The sequence below is a fragment of the Hoylesella enoeca JCM 12259 genome (assembly GCF_000613405.1).
In the GTDB taxonomy this organism is placed as follows: domain Bacteria; phylum Bacteroidota; class Bacteroidia; order Bacteroidales; family Bacteroidaceae; genus Prevotella; species Prevotella enoeca.
Genome location: NZ_BAIX01000007.1, coordinates 1 through 13,523 on the forward strand (window position 1 = coordinate 1; position 13,523 = coordinate 13,523).

Sequence of the window (13,523 nt, forward strand, 5' to 3'; positions counted from 1 at the left end):
CAGGTTGAGCGCCTCGTCTTCCTTTCCGATGGCCGCCTCGAGGGGTGCGAGCAGCGGATTGAGTTTTTCGACATTGGCCGTTTTACACATGGCCAGCACGTGGCCGGCAAACTGAAAATGCTCCATGTTTTGGAGATGCGATTTACGAATGTCTTTTAATTCCATAATTGTTTAACTTAGATGGTTCATCTTTTCAGAAAAGACGTGACTTGTTGCGATACCACTGCCTTTTTTTGAGTTTCGCCCCGGGGCGAAAGGTCGCCCGGAACTTTTTCAAAGCTTCGCCCGCGGGCGAAACACTGTTTTTTCGATTTTGAAGCTTTCGCCCCGCGGGCGAAGCGCTGTTTTTGTCATTTTGAAGCTTTCGCCCGTGGGCGAAACACTGTTTTTATGGTTTTTGCGGTTTCCCAAAGTTGGGAAAGGTTGTTTTCCTCATTTTTTGAGTTTCCCAAAGTTGGGAAGGCCTATTTTTACTCTTTTCTCGTTTTCCCAACATTGGGAAGGCCTGTTTTCGTCGTTTTCGGCCTTTCCCAATGTTGGGACGACTCTATTTTCTCATTTTTGCTCGTTCCATCGAGAGGAACAAGCCGAGTTACAGTCCGTTGGGCCGATATTTATCTTCGTCGGTGGTATTGAACATAGGGTGGCCGTTATCTCTCTGATTCCCGGCAGTGATGCCTATACTAATCTCATTGGTATGGAAACCTACTGTATAAAGGTTCATGGGGCTTCCAGGACCAGTAGAACTTGAATAGTAATGGCCATAGTTGCCGACATCGACAAGATATATTCTTGTATTACCCAATGCAGGAAGGAAGAAATAATCGCCGATGGGCGTGGGAAGACCTGTCGGAAGGGTACGATAAGAAGGCATGAATCCAGATGTTTGCGTTGTATAATCGATTCCATCGGGAGCCGCGGCTTTGAGTTGTACAATCGTTTTGCCGGTTTTTGCAGCGATAACGCTTTGTTTTCTAATCCACATTCCTTTGGTGTATAAATGTCCCATCAGGCACCAAAGCGTGGTGTTGTCATAATGTGGGTCGCCATCTTGTGAAGTATACCAAGCCCATTCGTTTACATTCGGATAGTTTTTGGCGCTGCGAGTAGCTTGCGCGGGGAAAGTAGCCGTTTCGTTATACCAACGAGGGTCGGCATTGGTCTTGGGATAGTCGTTTTGGTTTTTCTTATCATTCATGTCGGGTATCACGTTTTCGTAACCATTCCAATAGTTCTGGCCATCGGCCGCATCCCACATGTAATAGATGTTATTGGGATAATTCACTGGATTGATGTTGGCCGTGAGCGGATAGAGGGTATTGGGAGCGTAGGCAGCCGAGGCGATGGTCTTTTTGACGACGCCTCCTTTTTGGGTTCCGGTGTCGTAGAGGGTGTACTCGATGGTGAGCGCGTGGGTGCCCGGCGCAATGACCACGTACATGGCGTTGGTGGCTTGGCTGGTGGCAGCATTATTAAGTGGAAAACCGGGAGCAGGAACGGTGGTTGCTCCAGTCCAATAGTTGTAAGGGCCGATAGCAGGCGATCCGTCGCCGGGCGTGGTGAGGGTAATCGTGTTGGATGAGCCACTGCCGGTAAGTCCAGTTTTGGTAAGCGTGTAAGTTCCGGCGATATTGTTGTCGGATGTGATTTTTACTTGCGTGATGTAAGTACTCACCAGTCCATTCGGCGTGCGAGGCAACAGGCAGAGATACGAGGCCTTGTGGTCGAGGTCAAATTTGTAGCTGTTGTCCGACTGCTGGTGGGCCGTCGCTACGCCGCAGTCGCCGGCCTCGCCGAGATGTTTGGTCGAGTTGGGAGCGGTTTGCGTTTGTGCCGTTGCGATGGTCACTTGGTTGTAGGCCGTGGCATTTACGCCCGGATAATATACGTCTACGGTCGGCGTGTTGTAAGCCTTCGACATGCGGAAGTTGGCCGTGGCCGACTTGGCTGTGATCTGTGCCGTGCCCGTGGCTCCATCGGCCGTCCAAATCTTGTCGTTCGGCTCCCAGAAATAGTCGATGGTTGTGCCGCCCGGTAAAGTCACGTCGAGCGATGTACGGGTTTTGACAGCGCTGCCGCCTACGAAGTTTGTGCCTGCGGTGGTTTCTTGATTGGCGTCTTGCTTGGTGGTCTCTTCGTTAGCGCAAGATGCCGTGAAGAGCACGAGTGCAGCGGCAAATATGGAAGTGATGTTTGTCTTCATGTTCATGTAATTTTTCATTTTGTGTTGTGTTACTCAATTAATCCCAAAGGTTCTCCTCGCTCGTGGAAGAGGGGCTTTCGTCCTCGTCTTCCTCATCAAACCATCCTTGTTTGGCGTCACCTCCACCGCCACCCACGTGGCCTTGGTTGTGTCCGCCGCCGAACTTGGAACCGCTCGCCAACAAAGCTTCTGTGTCGACTGGGTTGATGGTCACTGCGGGCTTCGCGTAAACCCTGCTCTCTAATTGTTTTTGTTTCATAATCGCTATGTTTTGAGTGAATAATTCGTGAAAAATTCCCCCTTGCGTGGTTGACAAAAGGGCATGAAAAAGCGAACAAAGGGAACTCCGAGAAGCCCTTTGTTTATTGGTGTTTAGCTCACGTCTTACGCGCGCGCGTAAGATAAAGCTGTGAAAGTGTCTATGCCAGGTAAGATGTGTGTGTGTGTTAAGACTTTTTCCGAGATATGCAAATATAAACCGTTAAAAGATGCAAGAGAATCGGAGTTCTTTTGCATCGCGCTGCTGGTTATATTTGCTTGTTTTGTCATCTCTTTCATTGTTCAGCCCCCCAACCCCCTAACTTAGGGGGCGGAAACTGGGGGCAAAGATAGGTAATTAATCTTAAACAGACAAGGAAAAGGTAAAAAAGTTAGTTTTCTGTCGGCGCTGCAACGGGTTGGGGTTGGGGTTTGACAGACTTCTTGCTGCGTTTGAATTTGTCGAAGCCCAGGCCGTAAACGCCGATCACGGCACTCTGAGACACAAACGCACCGGGATCGATATCGTCGATCAGTGAGAATATTTTGGACGATTCGCTCTGTCGGGCCAACACGAAAAGCATGCGCACTTCGCGACCGGAATACACGCCTTGGCCGTTGAGAATCGTACAACCGCGGTCGGCTGTGGTGTTGATGGCGCGCGAAATCTCCTTGTATTTGTTGGAAATGATAAAGAATTGCACCGATCTCCGCAGTCGGTTAACCACGTGATCCACGCAGATGGACGAGAGGATCAGTACGACATAACCATAAATCACCTGATTCCAGTCTTTCAAGACCAGGTAACTCGATGTGACGATCACGATGTCGCAGAGCAGGATTCCTGTTCCCAGAGAGATGTCATGATACTTGTTGATCATCGCCGCAACGACATCCGAGCCGCCCGTGCTACCATTGCCGGACAGTCCCAGACCTACACCCACACCGAGAAAACAACCTCCGATGACGGTCGACATAAACGGTTGGTCGGTGAGCAACCCCGTCCCGCCCATGAGATTTTGTAACACCGACGTAGACAGCGTGAATGTCAGCACAGCCCAAATGGTCTTGATGCAGAAGCGCCAACCCAATATTTTTAACGCGACTCCCAATAAAATCAAGTTGATGACCAAGTAAGAGAGCGTCACGGGAATACCCAATCCCCAATAGAGTACGGATGAGATGCCGGGCAATCCGCCCAGCGTGATGTGATTGGGAAGCAGAAACAGCACCCAGCCTGCACTTCCGATGAACATTGCCAAAGCAATGAGCAAATAGTCATAAAGCTCACCCAATTGTTTCTTTCGTGTCATAACGTATTTTCTTTAAGTCGCGTTCTGCTGCTGCGCCATGTCTTCCCGTCCGGTTCTTTATCGTTTCTCGGGGCTGCACAACAGCTTTCTGGCCTCGTTAATAATTCCGGTTGCAAATATACGAAATTACTTTTTTACTACAAAGCATCGTGTTGGCAATTTCTATCCAGGTGTTTTCGTCTCATTCCGATACGATTTGATTACAAGTAACGGTAGATCAAACAAATTTCCACCGGATAATCGTATCTTTGCAAACAAAACATCTCAATTCATTTAATAGACAATTGCTAATGAGACACCACCGACTTCTCACCGTCTGGCTCACGTGTTTGACGGGACTGATTTCAATCCAGGCACAACGTGTTTTTAAATTGGCCGACTATGGAGTGAGACCCAATCAAAAAACGGATGTGAGTCAGAAAGTGTACCGCGCACTTGCAGACATCCGGCAAAAGACATCGCCCGGCGACAGTATCATTCTACGTTTCGAAGCCGGCGAATATCATTTCCATGCGCGAAAAGCCGCTGCAAAAACTTATTTTATCTCGAATCATGATCAAGTGAAGACACATCGCGTGGGATTAGTCATAGAAAATATGGCACACGTTTGCATCGACGGAGGCGGTGCGCGATTCATATTCCATGGTCGGATGCTACCTGTCGCCCTGGTCAATTCACACCGTTGCTCGCTCAATAATTTCAGTATCGATTTCGAAAATCCGTGGATCGCGCAGATCAAAGTACTGAAAAACGAAGGCGCAGACGGCATTACATTCCGCATTTCGCCGCAGGTGAAATACCGGATCAACGCCGGCGAACTCGAAACTTACGGCGAAGGATGGACGCAACGACTGCTGATGGGTATGGCTTTCGATCCCCAAAGCCGACATCCGATCTATCATACAAGCGACATCTCATTCTCTTCAAAAGACATTCGGGTCATGAGTCGGAATGTCTTTCACGCTCCCCATTTCATTCACGAAGCACTTATTCCGGGCACCATCGTGGCTCTTCGCTCATGGGAAAGACCTTCGCCGGGCATCTTTCTCAGTGGAAACACGCACACGGAAATACATCATGTCAAGGTGCATTATGCACAAGGAATGGGGCTTTTGGCACAACGCTGCGACGGAATCGTGCTCGACAACTTCGGTGTTTGCCTGAAAGGTGATGATGATCCGCGCTATTTCACCACGCAAGCCGACGCCACTCACTTTTCGCAATGTCGCGGGCGGATCGACTCCCATGGTGGTATCTACGAGGGAATGATGGACGATGCCATCAACGTTCACGGTATTTATCTGAAAGTGATGCAGCAAACGGATCGCCGAACTGTCATTGCCCGCTACATGCATCACCAAGCCTGGGGATTCAATTGGGGCCAAGTCGGCGACAGCATACAGTTGATTGCTGCGAAAACAATGGATGTGATCGGCCGCAACACGATCGAAAGGATCGAACCAACAGATGCTGTCGACGGCATAGGAATGAAAGAGTTTCGCATTGTTTTCAGAGACTCGCTGCCATCATATAATCTCAACGCGAGCGAAATAGGACTCGAAAACCTTACGTGGACACCCGAAGTGCATTTTTATGACAATCTCATTCGCAACAATCGAGCGCGTGGAGCTTTGTTCAGTTCACCTCGGAAAACCATCGTCGAACATAACCTCTTCGACCACACAGCTGGTTCAGGCATCCTGCTTTGCGGCGACTGCAACGGCTGGTATGAATCGGGAGCATGCCGAGATATCACGATCCGCGACAACATTTTCATCAACAACCTCACCAGTCTCTATCAATTCACCAATGCGATCATCTCCATTTTCCCTGTCATTCCCGATCTCGCGCATCAGCAAAGCTATTATCACGGCGGCCGAAGTCGTGCTATCCGTATCGAACACAACGTTTTCCGAACTTTCGACTCACCCATTCTCTACGCCCGATCTGTTGACGGATTGCTGTTCAAAAACAACATCATCGAGCCTAATAAAGACTTTCTGCCGTTGCTTCCTGGCAAAAGTCGTTTTGTGTTGGAGCATGTCACACGAGCCGAAATAGAATGAATCGCACAACAATCAATCATCAACAAACGACAATGAACAACAACAAACTCTTGACAACGGCGCTTCTCATGCCGGCATTAGCCCCGACACTCACCGCCGAAGCTAAACAAATCAAAAACACCAAAACCGTAACAGACGACCGACCCAATGTGATCATTATCCTCGCCGACGATTTAGGTTATGGCGATCTGGCGTGTTACGGCGCCCGAAACGTGCAGACTCCCCATGTGGACAGACTTGCCCGGCGCGGCATTCGATTCACTGCTGGGCACGCAGTGGCCGCTATCAGCACACCGTCTCGCTATTCCCTGCTCACAGGTGAATATGCTTGGCGCCGCCCCGACACCGATATTGCTCCGGGAAATGCTGCTATGATCATCCGCCCCAGCCAATTCACCATGGCCGATATGTTTCAAAACGCAGGCTATGCCACATGTGCCATCGGCAAATGGCACCTCGGATTGGGCGACAAAGAGGGCGAACAAGACTGGAATGCACCGCTTCCGCAAGCGCTCGGCGACATCGGATTCGATTACCATTACATCATGGCGGCCACAGCAGACCGCGTTCCTTGCGTGTTCATCGAAAACGGACGCGTGGCCAATTACGATCCTTCCGCACCCATCGAAGTGAGTTATCACCGCAATTTCAAGGGCGAACCCACAGGGCGTTCTAATCCTGAATTGCTTTACAATCAGCGTTCGAGTCACGGCCACGACATGTCGATCGTCAACGGGATCGGCCGCATCGGTTATATGAAAGGCGGCGGACGAGCTTTGTGGAAGGATGAAAACATCGCCGACTCCATCGTTGCACATGCCGTGGGATTCATCAAGCGCCATCGAGATCGGCCGTTTTTCATGTATCTTGCCACTAACGACGTGCATGTGCCTCGCTTCCCCCACAATCGTTTCCGCGGGCATAACGCAATGGGACTCAGAGGAGATGCTATCGTGCAATTTGATTGGACGGTGGGACAAATCACACAAACCTTGGATCGGTTGGGATTGACCGATAACACGCTTATCATTCTCACGAGCGACAACGGACCTGTGGTGGACGACGGTTATGCCGATCGCGCCGAAGAACTATTGAATGGTCACAAGCCCGCCGGTCCTTTCCGCGGCAACAAATACAGTGCATTTGAGGGCGGAACGGCCATTCCCCTCATCGTGAGTTGGCCTCGCCGAGTGGCACAGGGACAGCAATCGGGTGCCTTGGTCAGCCAAATCGACTTGATGGCCTCGCTCGGCCGACTGGTCAAAGCTGTGTTTCCGAAAGGCAGTGCACCCGATAGTCGCGACTGTCTCGGCACTTTTCTCGGTGAAAACAAGACCAACCGACCTTTCGTAATCGAGCAATCCAACACCCGCGTATTGTCTGTCCGCACTCCGCAATGGAAATACATCGAACCCAACGACGGCCCGAAAATGATTCCATGGGGTCCGAAAATCGAAACGGGTAACCTCGCCACACCGCAACTCTATGATATGACGGCATCGCCTTTTGAACAAACCAACGTTGCCGAGAGCCATCCCCGAGTGGTCTTCGAACTGCAAAACATACTGCGAAGAGCACGCGAGGGAAAGGGGAAGTGATTCACCAGGCGTGAGTCATCAGGCATGATATGCGTGTAAAGTTGATCGGTTTTGTATGACAAAATCAGCTGTTTATGGGTCGGGAAGATTCGCAGTCCATCGGCCGTGTCCACCACTTTTACTCCATGCAACATCTCTTGAAGATTAGCTTCTCGTTCGGTTTGTGTCGCAATCGGCATCAGTAGCACAACCGACACGTATAAACACCATCGCAATAAAGCATCAAACGCACGATAAATAATGGTTAGACGTTGTGTGTTTAACCATTATTTGTCATGCGTCTAACGATCAGCTGACTTGTTATTCATATATAACGACACATGAATGACATATATAGAAAAATCCCTCCACGTTCCTTTCGGAAGACGTGGAGGGATGAAATATCGTCTTTTCGATTATGCTTGGGCAAGCGCCGGAGCTTCTTCCTTGATGCGATGACCCAACACCAAATAAGCGATCGGGGACGCAATGAAGATAGAAGACAAGGTACCGAAGACAACACCGAGGCTCATCGCGAACGCAAAACTCTGTATACTCTCACCTCCGAGGAACAAAATACAGAGGAGAACAATCAACGTTGAGAACGATGTATTGACCGTACGGGCCAGCGTTTGGTTGATACTGTCATTGAAAAGAGATTGCAAATCCTGTTTGGGATGCAGTTGCATGTTCTCACGAATACGGTCGAACACCACCACTTTATCGTTAATGGAGTAACCGATCACGGTCAGAATAGCGCCGATAAACGTCTGGTCGATCTCCAACGAGAACGGCATCACGCCCCAAAGCAACGAATAGAAGCCGATAACTACAAACGTATCGATAGCCAAAGCGATGGTAGAACCGACGGAGAAAGCCACATTACGGAACCGAACGAGAATGTAAATAAAGATCGCAACCAATGCAAACAGCACGCTGATGATGGCGCCATAAGTGATATCTTTGGCCACAGAGGGACCTACCTTGGTGCTGCTGATGATGGAACCGCCTTGTCTTATGTCGGGATTCTTAAACGAATCGACATTCTTTTGAGATACGAGTCCGCCCTTCTTCAAAGCATTGTAGAGAATGGTTTCAGCCTCGTCGTCCACCGTAGGGCTATTACTTTCGATCTTATAGTTGGTCGACACGCGGATGGTTTTATGATCCGTACCGAGTGCCAAAGCGCTGGTGTTGCAGCTGGGGAATGCATTTGAGAGAATGCCTCGCACCTGCTCGGGTTCAACCGGGCGTTCGAAAGCGATCACATAATTGCGTCCGCCAGTGAAATCGATGCTCTTGCTGAGTCCGCGAACAACAAAACTAATAGCGAACACAACCAAAGCAACACTCACAAGAGCAAATGTGCGTTTGTAAATACTCATAAACGGGAAGTGCACATTCTGCATCAGATTGCGCGAAAAACGTGTAGTGAAATCGAGTTTGAGCCATTTATCGTGTTTCAAACGGTTCTCATAAACCAGTCGGGTAAGATAAACTGCTGTGAAGAATGAACACAAAATACCGATGATCCACGTCGTAGCAAAGCCTCGGATGGGGCCGGTACCGAAGACATAAAGAATAATACCGGTGATGATACTCGTCAAATTGGAGTCGAAAATGGCTGAGAACGCGTTGCTGTAACCCGCAGCAATGGCCTGTTTGATGCCTTTTCCGGCTTTGAGTTCTTCTTTGGTTCGTTCGTAAATAAGCACGTTGGCATCGACGGCAGTACCTAACGAGAGCACCATACCGGCAATTCCGGACATTGTCAAGGCTGCTTGGAAAGATGTCAAGATACCTAACGTGAAGAATAAGTTGACAAGCAGGGCACAATTGGCCATCATTCCGGGAATGAAATCGTACATGAGCACCATGTAAAGCATCAACACAACGAATGCGATAACAAACGAAATAATACCCTGTTGGATAGATTGTGCACCGAGCGTAGGCCCTACAACCTCCTCTTGAACAATGCGAGCAGGTGCCGGCATGCGTCCAGATTTGAGCGTATTGGCCAAATCCTTGGTGTCTTCGATGGTGAAATGTCCGGTAATAGATGATTGTCCGCCGTCGATTTCACCCAAAATGCGAGGCGAAGTATATACAACATTATCGAGGACAACAGCTATCGCTTTACCCACATTGGCCTTAGTGAGAGCAGCCCAACGGCGAGCGCCCTCAGAATTCATCGACATACTCACTTCGGGTTGACCTGTTGTGGGATTGAATTGATCCTTAGCATCGGTCACAACATCACCTTCCAAAGGTGCGCGTCCATTGGAAGAGGTCACCTTCAAGGCATGGAGTTCATACACATTCTTAGCTCCTTGCAGCATATCCGTGGGTTTAGCGCCCCACAAAAGTTTCACATCTGAAGGCAGAATTTGCTTGGCAACAGCCGAATGAATGATTTTATTGATGGCCGCAGTATCTCGAACGTTAGCCAATCCCACCATAGAGAGCTGTCCGTTAGTGGGTTGCAACATCGCAAGAAGCGGATGTTGCTTCTTAGCCGCAGCCATTTGCGCATCCGAGCTGGCATTAGCTGCATTCACATTAGCCGTATTTGCACCTTTGATTTGGAATTTCGGCTTGGCTTCCGGAGCCTTTTCTGCAGTCTCCTTTTGCACGTTCGCCGTATCGGTTTGCTCGCTTTCGCCGTTGGCTAAACGTTGATCGATCTGCTGCAAATAAGGAATAATTTCGTCGGAATTGTATGTTTCCCAGAACTCTAAGTTCGCACTGCCCTGCAAAAGTTTACGCATCCGTTCGGGTTCACGTACACCCGGCATCTCAACCATTATGCGTCCTTCTTGTCCTTCGAGCTTTTGGATGTTGGGTTGAACCACTCCGAATTTATCGATACGTGTGCGAACAACATTGAAAGAGTTGTCGATAGCAGCCTGAACTTCACTTCTTAACACCTTCTCTACCTCAGAATCGGAACTCTGCGGCGACACTTTGCCCTGCAACTGTTGTGTAGCAAAGATCTCAGCAAGGTGGTGTCCCGGTGCGTTTTGGTGATAATACTTGGTGAAAAGCGAGATAAAGTCGGCCTGACTGGTCTCTTCTTCTGCCTTGGCTTGCTTCATTGACTTCACGAAAGCAGGGTCGGTCTTATGATCGGCCAGCGTTTCAATCACATCGGGAACAGACACTTCGAGGATCACATTCATACCTCCTTTGAGGTCAAGACCTAATCCTATCTGTGTTTCCAAGCATTTTTGGTAAGAGTAAATACCCAAATACTTCACCGAATCCTTATAATCCTGCTGTGCAATAGGGTCTTTCAGCTTCGCCGCTTGACTGTCATAATAATGCGTTGCGACAGAAAACGACAGGTAAAAGATACTTGCAAGGGTCAGCAATACGGCCGTTACAATTACAATTCCTTTGTTTTGCATTTTGTATTTTATTATATTTAATTGTTCATCCAATCACGAAATATAAGCCGTGCAAAGGTAAACAAATTTTCAGATAATAGAAAATTTATACCTCTTTATTATTCAAAAATCAGGCATTTAGCGCTTTTTTAATCGGCAAGATATGGGATAATGGTCAGAGAGGCCAAACTTATCATCCACTTTACAAGCATAAGGCACCCAATCATCAGAGCACATCAGATTGTCAATTCGCACATAGAAGCCGTTGTGATGATAAGAAATGCCGGCGCCATTGCCCGTTGCCACATAGCAATCCGTAAGTTCCCGAGCCACGACTCGATGTGCATAAGAAATCGGACTATCGTTGAAATCGCCGCAACAGATGATGCTCCGACCACGATGAGTTCTGATATAGCGAGCTACGGCATCAGCTTGAGGAGCTCGTTTGCGTACAGCCTCAGCGAGTTTATCGATCAAACGACGGGACTCTTGCTTAGAAGTCTCACCTTTGAGCTGACCTTTCATCATCTCCTTAAACTGCATTTGGTCTTCGGGAGACAATCCGACACTTTCCAAATGATTATTAATCACAATCACAGTATCATTTCCTAATTTAACGTGAAATGCTGCACTGACGTTGCTTCGCGATTCATAGTGGATCTGTTCGTGCCTAATGATAGGATATTTACTATACAAGGCAATGACATCTCCATGATTTTTTTGCACCGTATCGGCATAAAGATAATGCTTGGACATCACCGAATCGAGATATTCCTGCCCGTCTTTCCTGCCCATTTGTGCCTCTTGCAGACATAGAATATCGGCATCCTGCGCAGCAAGATAATCCACAACAGGATTCGGTTTACCCTCTTCCACCGTCCAATAAGCATACAACCATACATTGAAAGACATCACTTTGAGAGCATCCGAGGGTGCTTCACGATTCACATTTACAGGAATATAGGTGCGGACCGGCCCATAACAGATGACGTAACCGATGAAAGGAATCAATGCATAGCGCCATTTGAAGATCAGCCAAAACACTAAAAAGCCGAGGTTCAACGCTAAAAAGATAGGAAAAAGAAGCCCAATCGTAGCCAAGAAGGGGTGGGTGACAGGGTTGATACAATCCGAATAGCCCACCAAGAGCATCAAGATGACCGTACCCACATTAGCACCTGCCACCAATTGAACCGTCAATCGCTTCAATTGCCTAATCATCTCACCTTTTGCTTTGCTCAAACAGCCGCTGTTTCTCGGCCTTAGTCAAACTATCGTAACCGCTTTTCCGAATCTTGTCCAAGATCTGATCGACCTCTTCTTGTTCGTTTTTCTTACGCGCATTATAGTCCCAATCGGTCTCATTCGGTGTATTGTCATCGGACCGAAAAGTGTCGGTCGACTTACCTGTACGCTGTTCCCAACGGTTGCGTAAGTTCTGAAAGAATTGTTCTCCATGCGATCTGCCATACCGGTTTGCGCCTGCCGGATGTCGTTGCCAATAACGAATTGTCAGGAAACCGAATAACATTCCACCGAGATGGGCCAAATGTGCCACGTTATCTCCGGGTGTTGCTAGGGCCGAAAACAATTCAATTGCTGCATAACCACACACAAACCATTTAGCCTTAATTGGCACCGGAAGTGGGAAAATGAAGATTCTTTCTTCTGGAAAAAGCATTCCGAAGGCCAATAATATCGCGTAAATCGCCCCCGATGCACCCACTGTGGTCAATCCATTGAGAGCCGATGCATTGGCGTGCATCACTTCGATGGCTTGCGAAAGGCCGATGGGAGTCTGCGCATAAAGGTCGAAATAAATGGAACCAAATTGTGCTGCTTCTTGCAAAAGGCCGGCTCCGATGCCGCAAGAGATATAATAGAAGAGGAATTTTTGCGGTCCCCAAACCCGTTCCACCACACAACCGAACATCCAGAGAGCAAACATATTAAAGAGAATATGCTCGATATTGGCATGCATGAACATATAAGTCACCAACTGATAAATATGGAAATCGGAAGCCATCAAGAAATGAAGGCCCAACAAATCATTCAAGTCGATGCCCGAAACAGACCTCAACACATACATCAAAAAAAATGCCAAGACGTTGCAAATAAGCAGATTCTTGGTCACAACGGGAATCGTTCGCATTCGAAAATCAATCAAGTTACGTTATCATTTTACGCCCGCAAAAATACGAAAAATATCCGTTATCAAGCACGAAAACACTCCTCAACGCACTATTTTACGCTAAATTGCGCACTTTTTTGTGCTTTTTGTTTGATTTTCAAGATGAAAGTCCTATATTTGCCGGCGAATAACGATAGGATAAATAACTATCATCCAATTTAATAAACAAAGTCATGAACAAATCAGAATTAATCGAGAAGATTGCAGCAGAAGCAGGTTTGACCAAAGCTGATGCAAAGAAAGCCTTAGAGGCTTGTGTTGACACATTGAAGAAAGCACTTGTAGCTGGCGATAAAGTACAGCTTATCGGCTTTGGCACTTTTAGTGTAACCGAGCGTCCCGCACGTGAAGGTATCAACCCGGCAACCAAACAAAAGATTAAGATTGCTGCTAAAAAGGTGGCTAAATTCAAAGCTGGCGCAGAGCTTTCTGACGCAATCCAGTAGTAAGAAATTCTGCATACAAGAGACGGCGATTCCTCAATGGAGTCGCCGTTTTTTGTTTCTAAAAATAAGAAAAACAAGTCATG

General features: G+C 48.0%; 9 protein-coding genes. 3 read left to right on the plus strand and 6 right to left on the minus strand.

The annotated features are described in order from the left end of the window. Nucleotides 1–592: 592 nt before the first annotated feature. The 3 genes from JCM12259_RS13680 to JCM12259_RS03755 all read right to left on the minus strand — a co-directional run bounded on the left by JCM12259_RS13680 (nt 593) and on the right by JCM12259_RS03755 (nt 3,774). Nucleotides 593–2,221: a hypothetical protein gene (locus JCM12259_RS13680; RefSeq protein ID WP_025065466.1), complete on the minus strand. Its 1,629-nt coding sequence runs from the start codon at nt 2,219–2,221 to the stop codon at nt 593–595. A 19-nt stretch (nt 2,222–2,240) separates the two neighbouring features. Next, nucleotides 2,241–2,462, minus strand: coding sequence for a hypothetical protein (locus tag JCM12259_RS03750; RefSeq protein ID WP_025065467.1), 222 nt, complete (start codon nt 2,460–2,462; stop codon nt 2,241–2,243). A 391-nt stretch (nt 2,463–2,853) separates the two neighbouring features. Continuing rightward, the gene (locus tag JCM12259_RS03755) at nt 2,854–3,774 is read right to left on the minus strand and encodes a YitT family protein (RefSeq protein WP_025065468.1); all 921 of its coding nucleotides are present in this window, start codon (nt 3,772–3,774) and stop codon (nt 2,854–2,856) included. A gap of 290 nt (nt 3,775–4,064) precedes the next feature. On the opposite strand from JCM12259_RS03755, the gene JCM12259_RS03760 reads away from it, so the two are divergent. Continuing rightward, nucleotides 4,065–5,840 carry an alpha-1,3-galactosidase-related protein gene (locus tag JCM12259_RS03760; protein WP_025065469.1) on the plus strand — a complete coding sequence of 592 codons (1,776 nt, stop codon included), beginning with the start codon at nt 4,065–4,067 and terminating at the stop codon, nt 5,838–5,840. Between the two features lie 32 nt (nt 5,841–5,872). Beyond that, entirely contained in the window at nt 5,873–7,438 is a 1,566-nt protein-coding gene (locus JCM12259_RS03765; protein ID WP_025065470.1) for a sulfatase-like hydrolase/transferase, read from the plus strand. Between the two features lie 395 nt (nt 7,439–7,833). On the opposite strand, the gene secDF is transcribed toward JCM12259_RS03765, so the two are convergent. From secDF to JCM12259_RS03780, 3 genes are all read right to left on the minus strand, one after another. Then, entirely contained in the window at nt 7,834–10,824 is a 2,991-nt protein-coding gene (secDF, locus tag JCM12259_RS03770; protein WP_025065471.1) for a protein translocase subunit SecDF, read from the minus strand. 117 nt (nt 10,825–10,941) lie between these two features. Beyond that, a complete protein-coding gene (locus tag JCM12259_RS03775; protein ID WP_025065472.1) occupies nt 10,942–12,024 on the minus strand; it encodes an endonuclease/exonuclease/phosphatase family protein in 1,083 nt (360 codons plus the stop codon). A gap of 1 nt (nt 12,025) precedes the next feature. Next, nucleotides 12,026–12,955 (minus strand): rhomboid family intramembrane serine protease, encoded by a 930-nt coding sequence (locus JCM12259_RS03780; RefSeq protein ID WP_025065473.1) that lies wholly within the window; start codon nt 12,953–12,955, stop codon nt 12,026–12,028. Between the two features lie 212 nt (nt 12,956–13,167). Between JCM12259_RS03780 and JCM12259_RS03785 the strand changes: the two genes are divergently transcribed. Continuing rightward, nucleotides 13,168–13,440, plus strand: coding sequence for an HU family DNA-binding protein (locus JCM12259_RS03785; RefSeq protein WP_025065474.1), 273 nt, complete (start codon nt 13,168–13,170; stop codon nt 13,438–13,440). Nucleotides 13,441–13,523: the final 83 nt, after the last annotated feature.